The sequence below is a fragment of the Mesorhizobium sp. ArgA1 genome, assembly GCF_053714375.1.
Genome location: NZ_JBSKBQ010000009.1, coordinates 99,002 through 122,028, shown reverse-complemented (window position 1 = coordinate 122,028; position 23,027 = coordinate 99,002). Strand labels below are relative to the sequence as shown.

19 protein-coding genes are annotated in these 23,027 nt (G+C 64.9%); all 19 read right to left on the bottom strand.

Translation table 11 applies throughout. From position 1 onward, the window contains the following. Positions 1 to 401: 401 nt before the first annotated feature. Entirely contained in the window at positions 402 to 1,709 is a 1,308-nt protein-coding gene (locus tag ACWGTI_RS20110; RefSeq protein ID WP_454588721.1) for a mechanosensitive ion channel family protein, read from the bottom strand. Positions 1,710 to 1,882: 173 nt separating this feature from the next. Then, positions 1,883 to 2,851 carry a substrate-binding domain-containing protein gene (locus tag ACWGTI_RS20105; RefSeq protein WP_454588720.1) on the bottom strand — a complete coding sequence of 323 codons (969 nt, stop codon included), beginning with the start codon at positions 2,849 to 2,851 and terminating at the stop codon, positions 1,883 to 1,885. A 126-nt stretch (positions 2,852 to 2,977) separates the two neighbouring features. Next, positions 2,978 to 4,030, bottom strand: coding sequence for an ABC transporter permease (locus tag ACWGTI_RS20100; RefSeq protein ID WP_454588719.1), 1,053 nt, complete (start codon positions 4,028 to 4,030; stop codon positions 2,978 to 2,980). Continuing rightward, positions 4,030 to 5,547, bottom strand: a complete 1,518-nt coding sequence (locus tag ACWGTI_RS20095; RefSeq protein ID WP_454588718.1) for a sugar ABC transporter ATP-binding protein — start codon at positions 5,545 to 5,547, stop codon at positions 4,030 to 4,032. Before ACWGTI_RS20095 ends, ACWGTI_RS20100 begins: the two co-directional genes overlap by 1 nt. Further along, a complete protein-coding gene (locus tag ACWGTI_RS20090) occupies positions 5,544 to 6,557 on the bottom strand; it encodes a LacI family DNA-binding transcriptional regulator (RefSeq protein ID WP_454588717.1) in 1,014 nt (337 codons plus the stop codon). The genes ACWGTI_RS20095 and ACWGTI_RS20090 overlap by 4 nt, the downstream gene beginning before the upstream one ends. Then, on the bottom strand, positions 6,541 to 6,807 hold the full coding sequence (locus ACWGTI_RS20085; protein ID WP_454588716.1) for a hypothetical protein: 267 nt from the start codon (positions 6,805 to 6,807) through the stop codon (positions 6,541 to 6,543). Before ACWGTI_RS20085 ends, ACWGTI_RS20090 begins: the two co-directional genes overlap by 17 nt. A 103-nt stretch (positions 6,808 to 6,910) precedes the next feature. Then, positions 6,911 to 7,360, bottom strand: a complete 450-nt coding sequence (locus ACWGTI_RS20080; protein WP_454588715.1) for a GFA family protein — start codon at positions 7,358 to 7,360, stop codon at positions 6,911 to 6,913. Positions 7,361 to 7,383: 23 nt separating this feature from the next. Continuing rightward, entirely contained in the window at positions 7,384 to 7,917 is a 534-nt protein-coding gene (locus ACWGTI_RS20075; RefSeq protein WP_454588714.1) for an isochorismatase family protein, read from the bottom strand. Positions 7,918 to 7,968: 51 nt separating this feature from the next. Continuing rightward, positions 7,969 to 9,981 carry an amidase gene (locus ACWGTI_RS20070; protein ID WP_454588713.1) on the bottom strand — a complete coding sequence of 671 codons (2,013 nt, stop codon included), beginning with the start codon at positions 9,979 to 9,981 and terminating at the stop codon, positions 7,969 to 7,971. A gap of 207 nt (positions 9,982 to 10,188) precedes the next feature. Then, the gene (locus tag ACWGTI_RS20065) at positions 10,189 to 11,436 is read right to left on the bottom strand and encodes an ABC transporter permease (RefSeq protein WP_454588712.1); all 1,248 of its coding nucleotides are present in this window, start codon (positions 11,434 to 11,436) and stop codon (positions 10,189 to 10,191) included. 40 nt (positions 11,437 to 11,476) lie between these two features. Then, positions 11,477 to 12,187, bottom strand: coding sequence for an ABC transporter ATP-binding protein (locus ACWGTI_RS20060; protein ID WP_454588711.1), 711 nt, complete (start codon positions 12,185 to 12,187; stop codon positions 11,477 to 11,479). A 5-nt stretch (positions 12,188 to 12,192) separates the two neighbouring features. Further along, a complete protein-coding gene (locus ACWGTI_RS20055) occupies positions 12,193 to 12,651 on the bottom strand; it encodes a hypothetical protein (RefSeq protein WP_454588710.1) in 459 nt (152 codons plus the stop codon). Between the two features lie 126 nt (positions 12,652 to 12,777). Continuing rightward, complete coding sequence (locus tag ACWGTI_RS20050; RefSeq protein ID WP_454588709.1) at positions 12,778 to 14,520, bottom strand: alkaline phosphatase; 1,743 nt, start codon at positions 14,518 to 14,520, stop codon at positions 12,778 to 12,780. Between the two features lie 214 nt (positions 14,521 to 14,734). Continuing rightward, positions 14,735 to 16,342: a WD40 repeat domain-containing protein gene (locus ACWGTI_RS20045; RefSeq protein WP_454588708.1), complete on the bottom strand. Its 1,608-nt coding sequence runs from the start codon at positions 16,340 to 16,342 to the stop codon at positions 14,735 to 14,737. A 106-nt stretch (positions 16,343 to 16,448) separates the two neighbouring features. Further along, complete coding sequence (locus ACWGTI_RS20040; RefSeq protein ID WP_454588707.1) at positions 16,449 to 17,219, bottom strand: exodeoxyribonuclease III; 771 nt, start codon at positions 17,217 to 17,219, stop codon at positions 16,449 to 16,451. Between the two features lie 21 nt (positions 17,220 to 17,240). Beyond that, positions 17,241 to 17,885 (bottom strand): alpha/beta hydrolase family protein, encoded by a 645-nt coding sequence (locus tag ACWGTI_RS20035; RefSeq protein ID WP_454588706.1) that lies wholly within the window; start codon positions 17,883 to 17,885, stop codon positions 17,241 to 17,243. A 192-nt stretch (positions 17,886 to 18,077) separates the two neighbouring features. Further along, entirely contained in the window at positions 18,078 to 19,214 is a 1,137-nt protein-coding gene (locus ACWGTI_RS20030) for a tetratricopeptide repeat protein (RefSeq protein ID WP_454588705.1), read from the bottom strand. Then, on the bottom strand, positions 19,211 to 20,131 hold the full coding sequence (ku, locus tag ACWGTI_RS20025) for a non-homologous end joining protein Ku (protein ID WP_454588704.1): 921 nt from the start codon (positions 20,129 to 20,131) through the stop codon (positions 19,211 to 19,213). The genes ACWGTI_RS20030 and ku overlap by 4 nt, the downstream gene beginning before the upstream one ends. A gap of 354 nt (positions 20,132 to 20,485) precedes the next feature. Next, complete coding sequence (ligD, locus tag ACWGTI_RS20020; RefSeq protein ID WP_454588703.1) at positions 20,486 to 22,972, bottom strand: DNA ligase D; 2,487 nt, start codon at positions 22,970 to 22,972, stop codon at positions 20,486 to 20,488. Between the last annotated feature and the right edge of the window lie 55 nt (positions 22,973 to 23,027).

The window sequence follows — 23,027 nt, the reverse complement described above, 5'->3', positions numbered from 1 at the left end:
AATTGCAGTGTCTGCTTCCGGACGGAGGCAAAGTTCATATGGCCGACATGAGGCGCGTAGCGGCCATTTACCCGTAACTTGCCGCAACGCAACAAGGCCCCTTCCGGGGCCTTGTACATCAACCTCAGTGTCAGGCTCTAATCGCCCCCTCACTTCCCCATCATCGACTTCGCATTCTCGGCGGTGATCGCGGTGGTCTCCACCGTCACCGTCGGCTCAACCTCCGTCGCGCAATCCAGCAGGATCTTTTTCGACATCTCGATCGCTTCCTTGGCGGCCGTCGGGTAGGTGAAGGTTGCGGCCCAGTCGCCCTTGGCGACCGCCTCGATGCCGCCGGCCGTAGCGAGAGGACAAGGTGGCCAGTCCGCCTCACCTCTTCTTCCGCATCAACATCCAGAAGATCACTGGTCGTCGTGCCCTCGTCTGACCGGCCCAGCCTCTTTCATGATGATCTCGCGATGCGGATAGGGGATGCTTATGCCGTTTGCCTTGAACGTGTCCCACAGCGCCAGCAGCACCTTGCCGCGCACGTTGGTCAGGCCTTGCTGTGGGTCGCGGATCCAGAAGCGCAGGACGAAGTTCAGCGAGGAGTCGCCGAAGTCCGTCAGCCAGCAGACAGGCCGCCGGTCGGCCTCAACCCGGCCGACGCTGATCGCGGCCTCTATCGCCAGTTCGCTGACCTTGTGCGGATCGGCGTCGTAGGAGACGCCGAAGTTCACGTCGAGGCGCACGAGGTTGTCGCTGAACGACCAGTTGATGACCCTCTGGGTGATGAAGTCCTCGTTGGGGATCAGGAATTCGCGGCCGTCGCGCGTCACCACCGAGACGAAGCGCGCCCGCAATTCGCGTATCCAGCCGAAGGTGCCTTCGAGCGAAATCGTGTCGCCCGGCTTGATCGACTTGTCGAGCAGGATGATCACACCGGAGACGAAATTCGAAACAACCTTCTGCAGCCCGAAAGCGAGACCGACACCAACGGCGCCGGAAAACACCGTCAGCGCCGTCAGGTCGAGACCGACGGCGGAAAGCGCCACGGCGCCGGCCACCAGCACGAGGCCGATCTTGGCGACCTTGCCGACGAGGACGCGGATCGACGGTGTCAGCTCCTCGGAGAGGCGGACGCGCTCATCGATGTAGTTGCCGGCGACCACCGCAAGCCAGACCGTGGCGATCAGGAGCAGCGCCGCCTTCAGCACCATGAGGGCCGAAAGGCGAACCGCGCCCAGAGGGATTGCCAGACTGTCGAGGAAGGCGGCCGCCTCATTACTGACACCCAGTATGACAAGGGCCGCGTAGATCCAGGCCAGCCAACCCAGCGTGCGCGCGACGAGGCGGTTGCGAATGATGCGCGACAGCACGGTCGCAAACAGCCACGCCAGCGAGAGCAACAGCGCGACGTGCAGGAGATGGGTGCGGCTCGGCCAGGTGATGACGAGCAACAGGTTGAGCGCGGCAAACAGGAAGATAATGAACAGGATCCAGTCGGTGCGCCGCAACAGCGCGATGACGACCCTCAACAGTCCAGGATGACCCTTGATCTGGCGTGCCTGGTTCTCGACGAGAGGCTCGACCCGCAACGCCGCCAGCTTCGCCACCACAAAGAGCGAGGCGATGATGCCGACCTGATAGACGAACCATGGCGTGGCGGCATAGTCGAACCATCCGCCGGCCCAGGCCAGCGCTCTATCGATGGCGTCGCGAAAATCCATTGCCACACGACCACTTGGCTAACGAACTGCAACTCGCGGCCCACAATGTCGTCGGCCTTGTGATTGGTCAAGTTGAGCTTGAGGATGGCTTTGTGAGCGGCAGCGGCGGAACAAACGTGGCAAGGCCCGCGAGGGGGGCCTTGCCACTGATACTTGCAAGCTGATCGCCGGCCCTACTTCCCCATCATCGACTTCGCATTCTCCGCCGTGATCGCGGTGGTCTCCACCGTCACCGTCGGCTCCACCGACGTCGCGCAGTCGAGCAGGATCTTCTTTGACATCTCGATCGCTTCCTTGGCGCCCGTCGGGTAGGTGAAGGTTGCGGCCCAGTCGCCCTTGGCGACGGCCTCGATGCCGCCGGCGGGGCCTGGCAGGCCGTCGGTGCCGATGATCTTGACGTCCTTGCCCGCGCCCTTGGCGGCGAGAAGCGCGCCGGCGGCCATCATGTCGTTGGAGGCGTAGAGCACCTTGATGTCGGGGTGCGCCTGCAGCATGGCGGCGAAGGCGACTTGGGCTTTGTCCGGCACCCAGTCGGCGGCCTGCTCGGCGACCACCTGGATCTTGGCGTTTTCCTTCACCCCGTCCTTGAAGCCGTTGAGGCGTTCGACCGCCGGCGTCGAGCTCGGCAGGCCTTCCAGCACCGCCGCCTCGCCGCCATCGGGCAGCAGCGTCTTGGCGGTGTATTTGCCGGCTTCCATGGCGATCTTGTAATTGTCGCCGCCGATGAAGGCGGTGTAATCCTTGCCGGGGTCACCGACGGTCTTGCGGTCGAGCTCGATGACCGGGATGCCGGCATCCATGGCGCGCTTCACCGCCGGGGTCAGCGGTGCGGCCTCGAAGGGCGAGATCAACAGGATGTCGACCTTCTGGGTGATGAAATTGTCGACCTGCGAGGTCTGCGTGTTGACGTTGCCGGCGCCGTCGGCGATCTGCAGCGTGAAGCCCGGCACTTCCTTGGCCGCCGCCTCCAGCTCGTCATTGACGTGCTGGCGGTAGGGCTCGGCATTGTTGGCCTGCGAAAAGCCGATGATGAACTGGCCGTCCTTGGCGCAGGCTTTCACCATTGGATCGGCAGCGTAGGCCGTTCCGGCAACGCACAGGCACGAGCCTGCCAGAAGCACGGTCGATAAGATCGTTTTCATACTCACTCTCCTCCTCGTCTGGCGGGGGCCAGACCTTGGTTGACGTTCCTGTTTTATGCCGTCTTCCTCCTTGTTTGTTGATGCATGTCGTTATCGCAAAACCGATGTCACTTTTGCGCGAATGCACTAACGACCCAACCCCTCGCGGCGGCGAACGAGGGATTGAAGCACTGCCGCCAGGACGATGATCGCGGCGGTCGCGAGCAGTTGCATGGCGGGCGTGATGTTGTTGAGCTGCAGGATGTTGGCGAGTGCGCCGAGCATGATGGTGCCGGCAACGGTGCCGACCATGGAGCCGGCGCCGCCGAACAGGCTGGTGCCGCCGATGACCACGGCGGCGATGGCCGTCAGCTCATAGCCCATGCCGTCATTGGCGCTGCCGAAATTGAACTGGCCGGCATGGACAATGCCGGCGAGCGCGGCGGCAAAGCCGGTGATGGCGTAGACCGAGATCTTCACCATCGAGACCGGCACGCCGGAAATGCGCGCGGCGCGCTCATTGCCGCCGACGGCAAAGACATAGCGGCCGAAGCGCGTGGTGTTGAGGACGATGGTGGCAATGGCGGCAAAGACGATGAAGACAAGCGTGGCCACCGGCACGGTGTTGTTGAACAGCCGCTCGCCCAGCACGGCAAACACCGGCGGCGCCAGGCCCGGCCCGTCGCCATAGGAAATGTTTATGTACTGGTTGCCCGACACCACCAGCGCCAGGCCGCGCGCGGCCTGCAGGCCGGCCAGCGTGACGATGAAGGGTTCCAGCCTGAAGCGGGTGGAGATGGTGCCCTGGATGGCGCCGAAGACGATGCCCATGACCAGCACGGCGAGGATGGTGGGGATCAGCCCGAAGCCGCCGGAGATCATCATCGAGGCGGTGACGACGCTGGACAGGCCCAGCACCGCGCCGACCGACAGGTCGATGCCGGCGGTGATGATGACGAAGGTCATGCCGATGGCGATGATGCCGGTCTCCGACACGGCGCGCACGATGTTGGCGATGTTGTCGGGGTTGAGGAACAGGATCTCGCCATGGCGGCGCGGCGAGAAGATGATGCCGCCGATCGCCACCAGTACCAGGCCGATCAGGCTCTGGAAGCGCACGATGAGCGCCAGCGGATCGCGATGTTTTTGAGGCGCCGCCGTCACGGGTGGGCTTGCCGCCGAAATCTTGTCGTCAGACATCAGGCCTCCCTGCCATTTGCCGCGGCCAGCACCGTGTGTTCATCGACGCCGCCCATGAATTCCGCCACGTTGCGCCCCTGGCGCAGCACCACGATGCGGTCGCACAGGCCGATCAGTTCCGGCATCTCGCTGGAGGCGACCAGTATGCCCAGCCCTTGCGCCGCGAGTGCCCTGAGCCGCGCGTAAATCTCGCCCTTGGCGCCGACATCGACGCCACGCGTCGGCTCGTCGAGGAGCAGCAGGCGCGGGTTGCCGAGGATTTCCTTGGCAAGCACCACTTTCTGCTGGTTGCCGCCCGACAGCGCACCGACCGCGATGTCGGGGTTTTTCGGGCGGATGTCGAACTGGCCGAAGGACTCCCTCACCGCCTCGGCCTGGCGGCGCGGCGACACCAGCCAGTTCGGCGAGATCCTAGATATCACCGACATCACCAGATTGAGGCCGACCGCCATGCGCAGCATCAGGCCTGAGCCCCTGCGGTCGTCGGTGACGAAGGCGATGCCCGCGTGGCGGGCGGCTTTGATGGAATCGAGTCTCACCGGCCGGCCCGATATGGCGACCTCGCCCTCCCAGCGGCCCGAAAGGCCGGTGCCGTAGAGCGCGGACAAGAGCTCGGTGCGCCCTGCCCCCATAATGCCGGCGAGACCGACGATCTCGCCTTCATGGACATCGAGCGAAACGCCTTGCGGCGCCTGCCAGCCGGCGCTGTCGCGGGCGAGCTTGAAGCTGGCGTGCCTCAGGCTGAGCAGCGGTTTTCCTGCGGCCTTGGCGCGCTGCGGATAAAGCTCGTCCAAAGGACGTCCGACCAGAAGCCGCACCAGCTCGGCCTGCGGCGCGTGCGGCTCGGTGATGCCGGCAACGCGGCCGTCGCGCATCACCGTCACCCGGTCGGCAATGCCTGGCACTTCCTCCAGCCGATGCGAGATGTAGACGATGCCGACGCCGGTGGCGGCGAGCTTGCGCATGATGTCGAACAGGCGCTCGACCTCGCCCACGGTAAGAGCCGCCGTCGGCTCATCCATGATCAGCACGCGCGAGGCATAGGACAGCGCCTTGACGATCGCCACCACCTGGCGCTGCCCGATCGACAGGTCGGCCACCATCGCCCCTGGATCGATGGCGATCTCGATCGCTTCCAGTCGCCTCTTCGCCTCGCGGCGCATCGCCGGCACGTCGAGGAAGCCGCCCGGACGCATCAGTTCACGGCCGAGGAAGAGGTTGGCTGCCACGTCGAGCGACGGCACCAGGTCGAGTTCCTGGAAGATGGTGGCGATGCCGGCCGCCTGCGCCTCGCGCGGATTGTTGAAGCGGACGGGCTTGCCGTCGATCTCGATGGTGCCTTCGTCCGGCGTGTAGACGCCCGATAGAAGATTCATCAGCGTCGACTTGCCGGCGCCGTTTTCCCCGAGCAGCGCGTGGATTTCGCCGGCCTTCAGGTCGAAGTCGACGCCGCGCAGCGCCTGCACGCCGCCGAAGCGTTTGACGGCGCCGGTCATCACTAGAAGCGGCGCGGTCATGCTGACCTCGTATCGGCTAGGCTCGCGCAGGATTGCCGCGCGTGCAAGGTCGCCTGCAGCCGCACCGAGCGCGGCGCGGATCCGATCGCCGCGATGCGGGCGCTGAGCAGAGCCGCCGCCTGCCTGCCGATCTCGGTGCAGGGCTGCTCGATCAGCGTCAGCCTTGGCTCGAAACAGTCGGCCCATTCGAAATCGTCGAAGCCGACCAGCGACAGATCGCGCGGGATCGAAAGACCCTTTTCGCGTATGGCGCGGACTGCCCCGATCGTCGTCATGTTGTTGCCGGTGACCAATGCGGTGGGCGGCGTGGGCAGCGACAGGATCGCATGCGTCGATGCGGTCGCTGCCGCCGTGTCGATATTCTCCGGCGAGACATAGTGCGGCACGCTTTCAAGTCCATTGGCGGCGAGCGAGGCCTGGAACGCCTCGATGCGCTCGCGCGTCGTCGCCAGGCCCGGCTGCCCGGCGATGTAGCCAATGCGCTTGTGGCCGAAGGATGCGACGTGGTCGATCAGCGCGCGCATCGCCGTGTCGTTCTCGACGCCGATCTGGTCGAAGCGATCATCGGCGAAACGGTCGATGAGCACGCATGGCACCTTCTTGTCGGCGAGATAATCGATGGCGCGTTGTGGCGAACCCGACGGCGCCAGGATGACGCCGTCGACGCGACGCTGGTGGAAGGCGCGCACGACCTGCAATTCGCGGTCCGGGTCTTCCTGCGTGTCGGAGAGAAAGACCATCAGGCCGAGCCGCGCGCATTCGGCCTCGACGGCGCAGATGATGTCGGTGAAATAGGGGTTGGAGATCGCCGAAATGGCCAGGCCGACGCTGTTGGTGGTCGACGCTTTCAGCGACCGCGCCAGTTCGTTGGGTTGATAGCCCATGGCGGCAATGGCGTCGTTGATCAGCTTCGCCTTCTCCAGCGAAACGAACCGCGTGTTGTTGACGACATGCGAGACGGTCGACACCGACACGCCGGCGCGCCGCGCCACTTCAGCCATTGTCGGCAATAAAACTCAGCGCCTGCAAGCGCTCCTCCCTATGCGTTTCCCGTCCGCTCTGCCGGCGGATTTCGGGGAAGCTTAGGGTGATCGAAACGTTTGCGCAATCGATTCGATGGATTTTTTCCTTCTCCCCTTGTGGGAGAAGGCGGATCGGCGCGCAGCGCCGAGACGGATGAGGGGTCCAGCGGAACGAGGCGTTGGCGTTCCTGTTGCCAAGCAGCGGATGCGGATGAACGTGTGCGCCAAGCTGGAGCACCCCTCATCCGACCTCGCTTCGCGAGGCCACCGCCCTGGGGCGAGCCACGGGTCTCGCCCCGTCCTTCGGACCCCACAGGGGGAGAAGGTAAGGCGCTCGGCCTTCAGCGCCCCGCAAACTCCGCCACCAGCCCCTCATACGCCTCGAAGGCCGGCAGCGCTTCGTAGCTATGCACGGCCGGCGTCGTCGCCCAGGGCAGTTTCTCGCGGGTCCAGGTCTCGACGAACGGCGTGAACCAGCCGCGTTCGTCGAGCATGGTCGGGCGCAGATTGACGAACCAGTCGAGCCCTTCCGGACGGGTGAACATCCAGCTCATGCAATGCGGGCAGAAATAGTGGCGCGAGGCGCCGTGCAAGCCGCCGATCACCGGCTCGCCCTGCGTGATTTCGAAGCTGTCCGAGGGAATGGCGGCGCTCAGCGAATAGGCGCTGGCCGACATGGTCTGGCAGCCGGTGCAATGGCAGGCCATGGTCAGCAAGGGGGCTGCGGAAATCCTGAGCCGCACGCGTCCGCAGCGGCAGCCGCCTTCGGCCGGCAAGGTCAGGCTTGGCAAATTGGTCTCCTGTCTCCGGTCGCTCAGCCCGTCAACACCTTCGTCGTCACCAGCGTGACGCCATCTTCGGCGAAGGCCGCATTATAGCGCGCGACGATGTCCGGGGCGGTTTCGCCCTCGGCATCCAGCGTAGAGTGGGCGTCGGACACGATGGTGACGGCGAGGCCTTCAGCCAACGCGCCCTTGACGGTGCCGGCGATGCAGAAATCGGTTTGCGCGCCGGCGAGCACGACTTCACCAGCACCCTGCCCTGCCACCCATGCTCCAAGCTCGGGATTGGAGAAGGCGTTGCGTACGTTCTTGGAGAATGTCGGCTCGTCCTTGGCCTGGCCGAGTTCCGGCCACACCGGCCAACCCGGCTCGCCCGGCGCCAGCGGATCGCCGGCCGGCCCGTCATGCCTGACGAAGGCGACCTTGCGGCCCTCGCGCCGCGCCCAGTCGATCAGCGAGCGAGTACGCGCGGCAATGCCCGGCGCATCATGGATCGGCGGTTCGACGCGCCCGTCGAACATGTTGGTCTGGAGATCGATGACGATGAGGGGAGCGAGATTTGACATGGGCGCGAAGATAGCGCGGGTGGTGGATGGGTCAAGCGGCGAAGCTCACCCTCACCCGATCCCGCCCGTCACCACATAAGCACCGGCAGTGCGTCCATCCGGCAGACGCACTATTGCCGTGACGATTGATCCATAGGCGCCGCGCCAGACGCTGTGCGTTCGCTCATGCTCGGCGACAGGCACTAGGATGCTGCCATGCCATCGTGTGCCGCTTTGCTGCATGGCGACGGGTTCGCCGTTGACGTGGACCTTGATGCCTTCCGTGTCGATGGCGGCATCGGGTTCAACCATCACGGCGATCTCCGCCTGGTCTCCCTGATGTCTCGTTTCGGCAGTTAGCGTGAGCACCGGCAGCGGCACATCGCTGGCCCGCGATCCACCGCGCGCTGCAAACACATCGCCCGGCAATTCGGGCGTGCGCGACGGACTGGTGCGGCGCTTCGCCCAGCGCTCGAAATCGCCGGCGAATTGCAGCAGCCGCACATCGTCATAGGCCTTGCCGGCAAATGTCAGTCCGACCGGCAGACCGATATCGGCCATCGTGCCCATCGGCACGGTGACGGTCGGGATGCCGAGATGGCGCCAGACCAGATTGCCGTTGGCGACCCAGGTGCCGTTGCGCCAGGCAAGGTCTGCCGAGGCCTCGTTGATATCGGCGTCGGCCGGGCCGACATCGGCGACCGCCGGAAGCACCACGGCGTCGAGCCGGTTTTCGTCGAGCCAGTCCTCGAAGTCGATGCGCCGCGTGGCCTCCAGTCCTATCAGCCCTTCGGCGAGCCTGGGAATGTCGAGGAAGGGCGTCACGCCTTGCCCGGCACGGATGACATAGTCGGCCAGATCGAAGCCGTCATCGCCATATCGGTCAGGCAGCGCCCCCGGCGGCTGCGGGAAAATTTTTGGGCCGTCGACCGAAGCCAGATCGGGGATGGCCGGATCGTCATTGGCGCGCAGAAAATCGTCCCAGGCCCAGATGCAGAGATCCCAGATTTCGCGTGTCGCGAACGCTTCCGGCACCAGCCCGCGCTCGACCATGGTTTGCGCACCTGGACGGTCACGCTCATAGTTGGAGACGACGGGGAAATCGACCTCGACCACTTCGGCGCCGAGTTTTTCCAGATCACGCGCCGCCTGTCGCCAGAGGTCAAGCACCGACGCGCGCGTTTCGATGGGCTTTGCCGCTTCGTCATCGCGGCCGATATACATTTTCGGCACGCCGAGGCGCTTGCCTTTCAGCGAGCCATCAAGCTTGAGCGCAGTGTAACTTGGTGGCCGGAGATGGGCGCTTTTCGGGATCGTCACCCAGGGTTGCACGCGCCAGAAATCACCGCGCGTCTCCCGATCGTCAGCGACGATCACGTCGAGCAGTTCCAGCATGTCGGCGATACCGCGCGTATGCGGCACGACCACATCCATGGTCGGCACCAGCGGCCAGTTGCCCCGAACCGAAATGACGCCACGCGACGGCGTGTAGGCGACCAGCGCATTGTTGGAAGCTGGCGCCCGCCCCGACGACCATGTCTCTTCGCCAAGCCCGAAGGCGGCGAAGCTGGCGGCGGTGGCGGTTCCCGACCCGTTGGACGAGCCCGAGGCGAAGGCGGCGGTCAGGTACTCGGCATTGTAAGGGCTTTCGGCGCGGCCATAGACCCCGCGCTGCATGCCGCCATTGGCCATTGGCGGCATGTTGGTCAACCCGATCAGCACAGCCCCGCCGGCCCGCAGCCGCGCGATGGTGAAGGCGTCCTCATTGGCAACGAGATGCTCGAAGGCCGGCGATCCGGCCGCTACCGTCAAGCCCCTCACCTTGTAGCTGTCCTTGGCGGTGTAGGGGATGCCGTCGAGCGGCCCGAGCGTGGTGCCCTTCGCGCGGCGCAGGTCGGAGGCGGCAGCCTCCTCGAACATTCTGGGGTTGAGCACGGGTACGGCATTCAGCGCAATGCCATGGCGGTCATAGTGGGCAATACGCCGGAGGTAGGCGCCGACAAGCTCGACGCAGGTGACGGTGCCGGACTCCAGCGCAAGGCGCAGGTCGGCGATGGAGGCTTCGACGAGGTGGAGAGTGGGCATGGCAGGTTTGCTCGGCTGGCGTTCCTTCACACCCCCCTCTGCCCTGCCGGGCATCTCCCCCGCAAGGGGGGAGATTGGCTGTCATCTATGCTTTCGCCATTTAGCGGTATTCAAGATGGGCAGAGGCGCCCGAACTGCTGATCTCCCCCCTTGCGGGGGAGATGGCCGGCAGGCCAGAGGGGGGTGTTCAAGCGCCCAACCTCGGGCTCAGTTCCTCAGAGCCTGCGCGGGCGATTGCCGATAGGCCAGCACCGACGGTACCACAGCGGCCAGGCCGGCCACGACAAGCAGGATCAGCGCCGAACGCACATCCTCGATGCGGAACGTTACGGGCATGGAAAAGCCGCTCACCTCACCCATCGTATGCGCGATGGTTCGGCCGGCGAGATAGCCGAAGAGGAAACCGAGCAGGACGCCCGTGCCGACGATGACGAAGGTTTCCACCCAGACGATGCCGAACACCATCGCACGCGGCGCGCCGAAGGCGCGCAGGGCGCCGATCTGGTGCCCTCGCTGCAGAATATGGACGATGACGACCAGAAGTATTGCCGCCGCGACGAGGAACTGCGCGCCGGCCGCTACCATGGACAGGATGCGCCTTGCATCGCCAAGGGTTCCGTAAAGCCGGGTCAGCACTTCTCCGGGAAAGACCGCCAGCGTGCGGTCGCTGCGATACTGTTGGCGCAGCTTGTAGGCGTCGGCGATGGTGTGCGGTTTCACCACGATTGCCGGCAGGCCGGGCGCCGAAGGATCGAGGACGGCGTCGGGGTTGATCGGCGCATCGAAACCGTGCGGTGCGGGACCGTCTTGTGCGTCAACCTGCTCGACAAGTGCGGCAATTCCGGCGCGGCCATTCTCGTGTTCATGGATATGCCAGACCGCCTCGATCGGCACGATGATCGCCCGGTCCCAGGCGGTACCGGTGGGGCTGAGGCGCCCGACAATCGTATAGGTGAAATCATTGTGGATCTCGGTCGCCGCATGGAGTTGTCCGTGCGCCGGATGAAAGCGGGCGCCGACGCTTTTGGGCACGGCGGCGCCGACCAGCGCATCGCCAAGCACTGCGAATGTGCGGCCTTCGGTGACGCCGCCCAGTCCGTCGACCAGCGCCTGCGTGGTGCCGACGATCGGGAAGTTTTCGACAAAGTCACCGAAACCGACCGGCGCTGCCCAGGCCACCCGCTTGTCTCTGACGAGACCGGCCAGCACATTGCCCGGCATCAGCGACAGCGGCGCCGCCTGCAGAAACACGGAGGACAGAACCAGCTGGGTTTCGCTGCCCGGCGCCCCGATCACCAGGTCGAAAGCATGCGCCGCTTGCGCGCTGCCCAATCGCAGCGCCCGCTCACTGAGCGTGACGGCAACGCCGAGCGCGGTCGCCAGCGCGATCAGCAGCGCCACGGCAGCCACGCCGATCCAGTGTCGCCTTAGATCCGCGGCGATGAAGCGGAGCATCGGCTATTCCTTTCTCCCACGGGCTTTTCCATCTGCGAGGTCAGAAAGCTTCATCGCGCTCGGCCATCTCCTGCGACGCGCCGGTATCGCGCGTCACCTGACCGGCTTCCAGGCGGATGATCCGGTCCAGCCTTTCTATGAGCCGTTTCTCGTGACTGGCGACGATGAGGGTGGTTCCTGCCTCGCCCGCCAATTGCAGCAACAGGTTCGCCACCGCAATTCCGGAATCGGCATCGAGGCTGGCGGTCGGCTCGTCGGCGACGATAATGGCCGGCCTCGTCACCAACGCTCTGGCAACGGCGACCCGCTGCATCTGTCCCCGCGACATCGTTTCGACCGGCTGGCCCGGACGCTCGATTTCGACCCGTTCGAGCAGCCGCAGTCCTTCCGCCTTCAGGTCGGCCACCGGGCGGACCCTCGACAGTCTGCCGGGCAACAGGACGTTTTCCAGCGCCGACAGGCCGGGGCACAGATAGAACTCCTGCATGACCAGGCCGACATTCGCGGAACGCCAGCGGTCGCGCCTGGCTTCCGAGAGGCTGGAAAGTTCGGTGTCGCGCCAGCGCACCGAGCCATGGCGTATCCTTTCCAGCCCTGTCACGATGTTGATGAACGTCGTCTTGCCCGATCCCGAGGGCCCGGTGACGGCGACTTTTTCACTAGGTCGGATGTCCAGCGCGGGCACGGTAAGCGCAGGCTTCTCGAGGTCGCGGAAGGAGACCCGCAAATCGCGGACGGACAGGCCAAGCATGATCGCTACGCCCGGCGGAAATGCGCGTCGACGATGCGCAAAAGGCTGACGAAGCCGGTTTCCGGGTCGGTCCAGGAGCCGGTTTCCAGCCTGCCTGCCACTTCAATGAGAGCGTTTGCCTGTTCGAAGGTTTGCGCCTGGTCGAGATAGATGACGACGATGTTGTCGGGCCAGTCGGCGTCGGATGAGCAGAACGGGCACAGCGCCATCGGTATCTCGGTCAGGACGAAGAATTTCGCCTCGGCCTTGAGCGGCGGCGCCATGAAACCCTGCATGGTGACGTCATGGCCGGCAAGGCTTTTGACTTTGTCGGAGAAGGTCATGCCCAGCACGCCGATCTTGCCGTAGAGGTCATCGAAGGTGAGCGGCGCGGCGGCTGCCGCCGCGCCGCGCAAAGCCCAGGAAAAACAGACCGCAGCCGAACCGAGCAGCGTGCCGCGGCGGGTAATCGGTCTGCACGCCATGATCCGTAGTCCTCCTTGTCGACAGGCCCGGGCGCCGTCAGCGCCCGAACCGCCGTCCCGGCCCGCTTCATCCGCATCCCTGCGAAAGCGAATGGAGCGGCCGGAATCAATCATAGCCCGCGCGGCTCAGTTCGTCGCCGGCGCAAGTCCCAAGGCATCGGCCAGCACGCGGTAAACGTCGCTCTCTTCCATGTAGCCCTTGAAGCCTTCGGCGCCTGGGCCGGTTGCCTGCAGCACGACGTCATCGACGGCGTGGACAGCGCTTTCGGCATTCTTCGGCAAATTGCCTTTGCGCAGCACGGCGCCGGGTACGTCCTTGTACTTCTCGTTGGCGACGTATTCCTTGGCCTCGTTCTGCACCGTCGGCACGAACGGGCCGTCGAGCTTCGGACGGAAGGTCTCGTAGTAGTCGGGGAAGTTGGCGCCGAAGATCGCCAGACGACGCGAGACATCGACGCTGTCGGGATAGCCGTCGCCATTCTTGTCCTCGTAATTCGGGAAGCCCGCGTCGGCATAGACCCCGACCTTGTCGCGCATCTCAGGACCCGGCTTGTTGTCGTCGATGGTGCCAAAGATGGAGACGCTGTGGGTGTGGTCGCCGGTGACGACGATCATCGTGTCGGGGTGGGTCTTGGCGAATTCCATGGCAACGCCGACCGCCTTGTCGAACTCGATGACCTCGACCATGGAGCGCTCCCAGTCCATCGGATGCGACATCTTGTCGATCAAGGCGCCTTCGACCATCAGGAAAAAGCCGTCCGGGTTTTTCGACAGTTCACCGAGCGCTACATTGGTCATTTCGACCAGGCCCGGCTGATTGGGAAAGGTTTCCACGGTGCCCTTCCTGAGGAAATCGCGGTCGAGCGTGACGTCCATGTTGCCGGTGTGGAACAGGCCGAGGATCTTGCCGGTGTTGGTCTTGGACGCGGCCTCGAGTTCGGTCTTGTCGGTGGCAAGGGCGTATCCGGCATCCCGGAATTTCGCGATGTAGTCGGTGTCGTCCTTGCGCTTGGAGCCGGCCGTGCTCTGCGGCAGGAAATAGGCGGAGCCGCCGCCGAGGATGACGTCAGGCTGCGTCTGATAAAACATGCCGACGATGTCGGCCTTGTCGCTGCGGCTGCGCGTATGGGAGACGACGGCTGCGGGGGTGGCGTCCTCGACCTCGGCCGTCGAGATGACGCCGATCGACTTCTTGCCGGTGCGCCGCAAAGCTTCGGCGATGGTCTCGACCTTCGGATCGTCCTGGCTGGGCTTCGTGCGGTCGGCATAGACGCCGAGCGCGTTCACCGCCGTCTTGTGACCGGTCATGTAGGCCGACATGGTGTTGGCGCTGTCGGTGGCGATGGCATTGGTCGACGACGTGCCGATGAAGGCCATATGGTCGAGGTCGTCCATGTTGAGGCGACCGTTCGCCTTGCCTTCGGTCATGCCCTTGGACATGATCCGCGCGCCGGTGCGATGCGCGACCGAGAGGCCGTCGCCGAGCAGGAAGATGACGTTCTTGGCACGAGGCGTCGCGGAAGTTCCGAACACCTCCCATTTGACCGACTTGGTCTCGTCGCCGGCCTTGGCTTCGATCTCATAGGTGCCGGGCTGGCTGATGCTGGCGGCCCGGATCAGAATCGCCGAGGCATCGACCCCCTCTTCCTTCTCCACGAACTCGACTTTTTTGCCGAGAACCTCTTCGGCCGGCTTGCCGTTGATCGTCACCGTGACCTGGTCGGGGGTGACGACCTTGTCGAATTCGACCTTCAGGTCGAAGGGAGACTGGGCGAGGATCGTGGCGCGGTCGAGCGGATAGATCGTGGCTGCGCCAGCAGCGCTGACAAGACTTGTCGTAACGGCAAGCGCGATGAGGGGGCGAAGCATAAGTGACCTCCAAAATTGACTGATAAAAGACAGTTTTTGGTATTCGCTGCCGATGTCTGTTGTATGACAGAATCTTGCTAGGACCGCTCACATTCTCGCGTAGTCCAAAGCTGGTTGAGAAACAGGATTGAACGAAGCTGGCTGCCGGCCTTCTCCCAGGTGTGGGGGATCAGCCGTTATGCACGCCTGCTCCAACCGACCAACACGTCCCCCGCTATTCCGGCGCCCCGGCGAACAGTATCTCGCCGTCGCCGTCCGCTGCCGGCCAGTCCCTGATGGTGCGGTCGTCGCCGCCGGTGAGCAGCGTGCCGTCGGGCGCGAAGGCGACGGCGTAGATCGGACCGGTGCGGCTGTCGAACATGGCGATCTGGCTGCCGGTGTCGACATCCCATAGCCGCGCCGTGCCGTCGAGCGAGCCGGAAGCCAGGCGCTTGCCGTCGGCCGACAGCGCCAGCGTGTAGACGGTGCCTTCGTGGCCCTCGAAGCGGCGCACCTCCTTGAAGGTGTCGAGATCCCAGAGCTTGATCGTGTAATCGCCGCTGCCGGTGATGACATGATGGCCGTCGGCGGTGAAGACGGCGCCATACGCGCCTTGTTCGTGGCCGTGCCAGCTGCGCAATTGCTTGCCGCTTTCGACATCCCAGAATTTCAGCGTGCCGTCGATGGAGCCGCTGAGCGCGCGCGTGCCGTCGGGCGAGATGGCGACTGTGCTGATCGGCCAGTCGTGCCCGGTCATCACATGCAGCGCGGATTTGTTGACGAGGTCCCAGACGATGACGTTGCCGGTGTCGTGGCCGCTGACGGCGCTCTTGCCGTCCTGGCTGATCGCCAGTTTTCTGACGCCGCCATTGTCGCCCGATGAGAAGACATGCAGCACCGTGCCGTCGGCAAGCTTTCGCAGCACGATTTCGCCGTCGTCGCCGGCGGTCAGCGCGGTGGCGCCGTCGGGCATGAACAGCGCCGTGCGCGCCATGTCCTTGTGTTCACCAAGGTTGCGGATCAGCCGCTTGCCGGCGATGTCCCAGAGCTTGATCATGTGGTCGGTGCTGGCGCTCATGATGTCGCGGCCGTCAGCTGACACGGCGAGCCAGACGACGGCATCGCGGTGGCCGTCGGGCTCGGTCGGCAGCGGCGGTTCGGCCGGCGGCAAGGTCGCCACGGTTTCCGGTGGCGAAGGAAGTGCGGCTTGTGGGGGCGAGGCCGGAGCCGGCGGCGGAGCTGCTTCCGGTGGCGGTGTCGCCGGAGCAAGAGCGACCTCGGGCGGCGGCTCCGGTGCAGGCGGCGGCGCAGGCTCCGCCATTGCCGGAGGTTTTGCTGCCTGCTCAGGCGGGGTTTGCGCGGGCGGCGTGGCGACAGGCGGCGAACTCGGCGGCGCCGGCGGCGTCATCAGGTCCGGCGGGACGCCGGCGACATCCTGGCCCTTCGGCTCGGCTTTGGGTTCGTTCGGGGCGGCTACCTCAGCGCCCGGGCCAGCTGCGGGCCACGGGCCGAACTGGTCTGCCAGCAGCGCCAGAACGACAATCGCCGGCAGAACCAGGAAGGCTCGCCGCAGCCGCGGCCTGCCGGGGTTTTGCACCTCCGCTGCCCGACCAAACAATGGGGCTCCGGACAGGTGGTTCGGGCCGCGCGGCAACAGGCCGGCAAAGAACAACAGCGCCCCGATCACGCAGACCGCGCCGGCCGTAAACAAGGCAACCAGGCGCAGGGAGGCAAAGGATGCTGCGATGCTCGGATCGGCCTGCGCCAGACGCTGCATGGCGAAACAGACGACGCCGACCACCAGCAAGACCAGCGCGAGCAGCCTGTCGGCACCCCTGTTCATTGGCTCTCTTCCCCAGGCCGCGTGGTCTGCGGCCGCCCTGTCACGAAACTAGCAACGAAACGCGTAGCGCAAAATTCCAAGGATGAAAGTGGCTGACCTCACGCTGCTACTTCAATTCCACCCACACCGGCGCGTGGTCGCTGGCGCCGTCCTGCCCGCGAACATCGCGATCGATGCCGGCAGCAGTGAGGCGGCGCGCCAGTTTCTTCGACAGCAAAATGTGGTCGAGCCTCAAGCCGGCGTCGCGCGGCCAGCGGTTACGGCGGTAATCCCAGAATGTGTAGAGCGTTTCCTTCGGGTATTTCTTGCGCAGCGCATCGGTCCAACCCTGCTCGAGCAGCCGCCGGAACGATGCGCGGCTCTCCGGCTGCACCAACGCATTGTCGTCATAGGAGCGGGTGGCGTAGATGTCACGCGGCTCGGGCACGATGTTGTAGTCGCCGACCAGCGCCACCGGCAGGCCGGTGTCGAACAGCTCACCGGCATGCGCCTCCAGCCTTTCATGCCAGGCCAGTTTGTACTGGAATTTCGGCCCCGGTTGCGGGTTGCCATTGGGGGCATAGAGGCAGGCGACGACGATACCGTTCACGGCCGCCTCGATGTAGCGGCTCTGCCTGTCGGCCTCATCGCCGGGCAGGACGTCACGGGTCAGCACCGGTTCGGATCCTCGCGCGAGTATGGCGACGCCATTCCAGGTCGGCTCGCCCTTCCACACCGCGCCGTAGCCGGCATCGGCCAAGGCCGTGCGCGGAAACTGCATGTCGCGCGCCTTCAGTTCCTGCAGGCAGACGACGTCTGGCTTGGCCTTGGCCAACCATGCCATGAGGTTTTGCAACCGGCCGTTGATATTGTTGATGTTGAAGGAGGCGAGTTTCATCGGTCTGCCTTGGGGCGGCGATCAGGAGGCGATCCTGTCCGCCCATGCCTTCACAGTTTCCGCCAGCGTCTTCAGATGATCCGCCGTCGAGAATCCGGAGATTGCCTTGCGCGGCTTCAGATCGTGGTCGCCGTCCTCCAGCCAGATGACCTCGATTGCATCGGAAAGACCGTAGGTCGCGACCTCTTCCCTGGCGCCGAACTCGTCGCGCGTGCCCTGGAAGATCAGCGTCGGCGTCTTCAAGCCGACAAGATGCTTCGTCCGCAGTTGCTCCGGCTTGGCCGGCGGATGGAAGGGATAGCCGAGGCAGATGAGGCCGGCGATCTCGCCTTTGGCGAACATCTCGTCGGCGACCATCGAGGCGACGCGCCCGCCCATCGACTTGCCGCCGATGATGAGCTTCCCGGTCACGCCCCTGGCCCTGAGATCGGCGATCGCCTTGACGTATTCGGGGTTGACCGTCTCGGCCCGTGGCGGTGGTTTGCGGTGGCCGTAGCGGCGGGCCGCCAAATAGTGGAATTCGAAGCGCGCGACCTGGAAGCCGGCCGCTGCCAGCGCCCTGGCGGTGGCGGTCATCGAAGGCGAGTCCATCGACGCGCCGGCGCCATGCGCCAGCAGGATGGTGACCGGGGCTGTGTCGTAGCCGTCGAAGAGGAAGCTGGTCATGAGGTGGCCTTCCTGCTGAGGCCGAGTTCCGTCACACCCCCCTCTGCCCTGCCGGGCATCTCCCCCGCAAGGGGGGAGATTGGCGGTTCAGGCGCCTTGCCCAACCGCCCAACGATGGAGATAGGCGAAGGCCGCGAAGCGCTTGATCTCCCCCCTTGCGGGGGAGATGGCCGGCAGGCCAGAGGGGGGTGCTCAAGCGCGAACATCTCTCTCCCCCGCCAGCTGCAAATCCACGAACTGTATTCCCTTCTGCGCAGTCCGCGCCCATTCGCTATCCGCGTCGAGTTCGAGATAGCGCACCCAGTTCCGCCGGGCCTCCGCCAGATTGCCGGCGTCAAACTCCAGACGGGCGAGGTTGAAGACCGGATCGGCATAGGTCTTGTCGAGCGCGACCGCCTTTTGCAGGTGCCGGCGCGCCGACGCGATCTTGCCCTCGTCGCTCATCAGGCCGGCGAGGTTGAACCACGCCTCGACGAAGGCCGGGTCGAGCTTTATCGCCCTTGCATAGTCATGAGCGGCCTCGCTGACACGGCCGGCGCCGCGCAGGCAGTTGGCGCGGTTGAAGGCGGCGATGGCGTCGCTCGGATCGATGCTGAGGCAGCGCTGGTAAAGGAACGCGGCCTGCTCGTGGTCGCCCTGCTCTTCAGCGCTTTCAGCCTCTGCGAACAAGTCCTCCAGCGGATCGTCGCCGGCAGAACTTGCGCTGCCGAGATCGAACAGCAACTGGCCGTCGAGTTCGCTCTGGCCGCCTTCGAGATAGATCGCATCGGGCCGGCCATGCTGCGAGCCGACATTGAGGGACTTGGCGGTGAGCGAGGCGACCGGACCGGAGCGGTGCACCGAGCGGGCAATCGCGCCCCATGAGGCGCCGCCGGCCACCAGCCCGGCATATTTGCGGGCGAGGATGAGATCGCGGAAGGAGTAGGGTTCGCCATCATGCTCGAAAGCGTCGAACAGGCTGAGCAGGTCGAGATCGGCGCCCGACAGTTTCGACTGGTCGATGAGCGACTGCCTGGACAGCGAAGACGCCTCCGGCGCCTTCATCAAGCCGAGCAGGCGCAGGAAGCCGTTCTCGCTAAGAAGTATTCTCCCGGCGGCGCGCTCGGCGGAGACGCGGCGTTCGATCTCGACATCGCCGGCCTTCGCCATGCCGGCCTTGGCAAGCAGCGTGCGCCCGAACACAACATGGCTGGTGCGCCTGGTGACGCCGCGCCGCAACTGGCCGTGCCGGCGTTCGACCTCGCGCGCGGCGAGCCGCAGCGGAAATGCCGCCAGCGCGCCGATGGTGCCGAAGACGGCGCCGGAGGTTATACCGGTGGGCGCCGTCACCCCTTGCTCTTGCCGACGGCCTTGAGCAGGTTGGCCTTCAACGGGTTTTCCTTGGCAGCACCTGCTCCACTCTTTGCAGCGCTTGCCTTGGCGGCCGGCTTCTCAGCCTCATCGGCTTTGCTCTTCGACTTGGCCGGAGGCTTGGCCGATTGCGAGAGGCTGGCCTTCAGCGCATCCATCAGGTTGATGACATTGCCGCGTTCCGGGGCCGCCGCAATGATCGGCTTGTGGCCCTTGAGCTTTTCGCGGATCATCGACATCAGTGCGATCTCGTAGCGGTCCTCATAGTTTTTCGGGTCGAAGGTGGTTTCCTTCTGCTTGATCAGCGCTTCGGCGAGCTGCAGCATTTCGGCGTCGGGCTTTCCCGTCGGGATATTGCCGAAATATTCAGCCGTGCCGCGCACTTCGTTCGGGTTCCTCAAGGTACACACGAACATGCCGTTTTCGCGGGCACCGATCGTCACCACGCGCTCGCGGCTGGACAGGACAAGGCGGGCGATGGCGAGCTTGCCAGACTTGCGCATGGCCTCGCGCAGCACGGCGAAGGTTTCCTCGGCCATGGCGCCATCCGGAGCCATGTAGTACGGCGCATCCTGGTAGATGACGTCGACCTCGTCCTCGTCGACAAAGGCCTCTATGTTCATCGTGTGGTTGGATTCGATCCTGACCGTATCGAGGTCGGCATCATCGATGATGATGTACTGCTTGTCCTCGTACTCATAGCCCTTGACCAGATCCGAACGCTCGACCAGCCCGAGCTCAGGGTCGACCGGCTTCATGTTGATGCGATTGTGGGTCTTCTTGTGCAGCTGATTGAACGAGATCCGCTCGCTGGTCGTCGTTGCCGGATAGAGCCGGACCGGACAGCTGACGAGGCTGAGCTTGAGGTAACCTTTCCAACTTGCCCTGGGCGCCATGAACTCTCTCCTACGCGGCCATGCACTGACACACCGATGCAGCGCTTCGTCCGGAGGACGAATAGCGCTGCGAAAATCCTACATCGATCCCTGACGCTACATCAAATTCCTGACGAAATGTTTCAAGGGCTCAGGCGAGAGGATAATTCAAATTGTCTGGAGCGTCGATGGCGCAGCACCGGTTCCTCGCCCCCGCGGAGCGGGGGAGAGGTGGCTCGGCGAAGCCGAGACGGAGAGGGGGATGGCGCAAGCCTGAGTGTTTCCAAGGGGCGTCTGAACCTTGGAGCGTCGGCGCAAGCCCCCTCTCCGTCCGCTACGCGGACACCTCTCCCCCACGTTGTGGGGGCGAGGAACCTAGATTTTGAAGGCCGGCAAGTCCCGGGCAAAATCATCGATGTCCGCCCAGGGATCGCCCGACGTCGCCAGGAGGCCCGGCAGCGAGGAATAGTTCAGATCCTGCGGCGCATCGATGGTCTCCAGGTCGCTCCAACTCACCGGCGTCGAGGCCGGCAGGTTGGTGCGGGCGCGCAGCGAATAGGGGGCGGCGGAGGTGTGGCCGCGCGCGTTGCGGTGATAGTCGATAAAAATGCGGCGCTTGCGGTTTTCCTTGCCCATGGTGGTGGTGAAGGTGTCGGGCGCGCTGGCCGCCAGCTGGGTGGATATGGCGCTGGTCGCCTGGTGCAGCTTCTTCCAGTTCTGCTTGCCGGTCACCGGCACCGTGATGTGGATACCGCTGCCGCCTGAGGTCTTGGCGAACGGCACCAGGCCGAGCTGCTCCAGTTCACCCTTGATGTGGACCGCAGCCTCCACCACTTCACGCCAGGCGATGCCCTCGCCCGGATCGAGGTCGAAGACGATCAGATCGGGCTTGTCGAGGCTGGTGCGGTGGGTGCCCCAGGTGTGGAACTCGACGACGCCGAACTGGGCCAGCGCCAGATAGCCTTTGGCGCCTTCGACCGACAGATAGGACTTGACCTCGCCTTCGGAATTGGCGGTCTCGAAAGTGACGACGGAAGGCGGCATGCCGGTGAAGGCGTGGCGCTGAAAGAAACAGTCCTTCGGCAGGCCGGTCGGGCAGCGCACCAGCGACACCGGGCGGCCCATAATGTGCGGCAGCATGAAGTCGCCGACCAGCGCGTAATAGACGGCGATGTCGAGTTTGGTCGGCCCTGTCTTGCCAAACAGCCGCCGCTCCGGATTGGTCACCCAGATTGTGGCGAGGTCTGCCTCGGCGATCAGCCGTCTGCGCTTCGGCGACACCGGCGTCGACAGGCCGACATCGCGCAACCCACGGAACACGCCATGGCGTAACGCATTGTCGGCCGTGCGGTTGGCATAGTGGATGCGCGCCGACAGCAGCGGCCGCACCCATTTCATCTCGCGCATGATCTCGCGCGGCACGCCGTCGGGCGCCGTCGCGCCATCGCGCAGCGGTTCCAGCCTTGCGAGCAATTCCGCTGCCGTCGCGGCATCGAAGCCAGTGCCGACCTTGCCGCGATAGTGCAGTTCGCCATCCTCGAATTCGGCCATACCGAGCGCGGCCAGCCCTTCGGCCGCGTCGGAGACGGTGTAGCCGGCAATGATGAAATCGCCATTCTGCAGCGCCTTGACCTTGGTCCAGCTCTTGGTGCGGCCACTCTGGTAGATGGCGTCGGCGCGCTTGGACACGACGCCTTCCAGCCCAAAATTCGAGGCCTGCTCGTAGAGCCCTTGCCCGTCGCCCTCGACATGATCGCTCAACTGGATGGCGGAGTTGGCGCCGAGGCCGGCAAGCAGTTCGGCAAGCAGCGCCTTGCGCTTTGCGAGCGGCGCCCTGCGCAGATCCCAGCCGTCGAGATGCAAGAGATCGAAGGCGTAGAAATGCAATTTGGAGCCGGCACCCGCCGACAGCGCATCCTGCAGTAGGGCGAAACGGGAAATGCCCTTGCCGTCCAGCACCATGATCTCGCCGTCGATGATCGCCTGGTCGAGAGGCAGCTTTGCAAAGGCCTGCGGCAGGTCGCCGTAGCGCTTCGTCCAGTCGATACCACCGCGGGTGATCAGCCGGACCTCACCACCCGCAATATGCGCCATGGTGCGATAGCCGTCGAATTTTATCTCATGCAGCCAGAGCTCGCCCGTATCCTCCACTGGCCCGCCTGGTGGCTTCGGCACCTGGGTTGCGAGTTGCGGCTCGATGCGCGACGGCGGATCGCCTCTGACAGCGCCGGGCAGCGCGCCGGGTTTCAGCGCGCCGGGTTTGGGCGGCAGGCGGGCCGGGTTCTTCGGCGGCGCCACCAGCTCCTCGATGCGCTTGCCCGATTTCACGCTTTCCGGCCGCGCTTCCAGGATATCGAGGTTGATATCGGCGGCGAGGTCGCGCTCCTTGAACAGCAGCCAGTTCTTCTTGTTCTCGTCTTCGCCAAGCTTGGGCTTCAGTCGGGTCAGCATCCAGCCGCCATTGAGTTTTTCGCCCGCCAGCCGGAACTTGAACGCGCCGGTGCGCAAACTCTTGTCGACATCGTCCATCGGCGCCCAGGTGCCGGTGTCCCAGACGATCATCGGCCCGCCGCCATATTCGCCTTCGGGAATGACACCTTCGAAGTCGATATATTCGAGCGGATGGTCCTCGGTCTCGACGGCGAGCCGCTTGTCGGCCGGGTTGAGCGAAGGCCCGCGCGGCACCGCCCAGCTTTTCAGCACGCCGCCGACCTGCAGGCGCAGATCGTAATGGTCGGCGGTGGCGTGATGCTTGTGCACGACGAAGCGGTTGCCGTCGCCGGAAATGACCCCGCCCGCCGGTTCCGGGGTGCGGCTGAATTCGCGCTTGGCGCGGTAGGATTTGAGCTTGGAGGGAGGCATGAGTTAGACGGGAGCGGCGGCATGGCCGGCTTGCAGGCGTCGCGTTCCTTCACAC

What these genes read in the sequence shown, in the direction of transcription:
- ACWGTI_RS20105 (WP_454588720.1), bottom strand. Translation starts at nt 2,851, where the DNA reads ATGAAAACGATCTTATCGACCGTGCTTCTGGCAGGCTCGTGCCTGTGC.
- ACWGTI_RS20070 (WP_454588713.1), bottom strand. Translation starts at nt 9,981, where the DNA reads ATGCCCACTCTCCACCTCGTCGAAGCCTCCATCGCCGACCTGCGCCTT.
- ACWGTI_RS20065 (WP_454588712.1), bottom strand. Translation starts at nt 11,436, where the DNA reads ATGCTCCGCTTCATCGCCGCGGATCTAAGGCGACACTGGATCGGCGTG.
- ACWGTI_RS20075 (WP_454588714.1), bottom strand. Translation starts at nt 7,917, where the DNA reads ATGTCAAATCTCGCTCCCCTCATCGTCATCGATCTCCAGACCAACATG.
- ACWGTI_RS20045 (WP_454588708.1), bottom strand. Translation starts at nt 16,342, where the DNA reads ATGAACAGGGGTGCCGACAGGCTGCTCGCGCTGGTCTTGCTGGTGGTC.
- ACWGTI_RS20095 (WP_454588718.1), bottom strand. Translation starts at nt 5,547, where the DNA reads ATGACCGCGCCGCTTCTAGTGATGACCGGCGCCGTCAAACGCTTCGGC.
- ligD (WP_454588703.1), bottom strand. Translation starts at nt 22,972, where the DNA reads ATGCCTCCCTCCAAGCTCAAATCCTACCGCGCCAAGCGCGAATTCAGC.
- ACWGTI_RS20035 (WP_454588706.1), bottom strand. Translation starts at nt 17,885, where the DNA reads ATGACCAGCTTCCTCTTCGACGGCTACGACACAGCCCCGGTCACCATC.
- ACWGTI_RS20110 (WP_454588721.1), bottom strand. Translation starts at nt 1,709, where the DNA reads ATGGATTTTCGCGACGCCATCGATAGAGCGCTGGCCTGGGCCGGCGGA.
- ACWGTI_RS20050 (WP_454588709.1), bottom strand. Translation starts at nt 14,520, where the DNA reads ATGCTTCGCCCCCTCATCGCGCTTGCCGTTACGACAAGTCTTGTCAGC.
- ACWGTI_RS20060 (WP_454588711.1), bottom strand. Translation starts at nt 12,187, where the DNA reads ATGCTTGGCCTGTCCGTCCGCGATTTGCGGGTCTCCTTCCGCGACCTC.
- ACWGTI_RS20055 (WP_454588710.1), bottom strand. Translation starts at nt 12,651, where the DNA reads ATGGCGTGCAGACCGATTACCCGCCGCGGCACGCTGCTCGGTTCGGCT.
- ku (WP_454588704.1), bottom strand. Translation starts at nt 20,131, where the DNA reads ATGGCGCCCAGGGCAAGTTGGAAAGGTTACCTCAAGCTCAGCCTCGTC.
- ACWGTI_RS20100 (WP_454588719.1), bottom strand. Translation starts at nt 4,030, where the DNA reads ATGTCTGACGACAAGATTTCGGCGGCAAGCCCACCCGTGACGGCGGCG.
- ACWGTI_RS20040 (WP_454588707.1), bottom strand. Translation starts at nt 17,219, where the DNA reads ATGAAACTCGCCTCCTTCAACATCAACAATATCAACGGCCGGTTGCAA.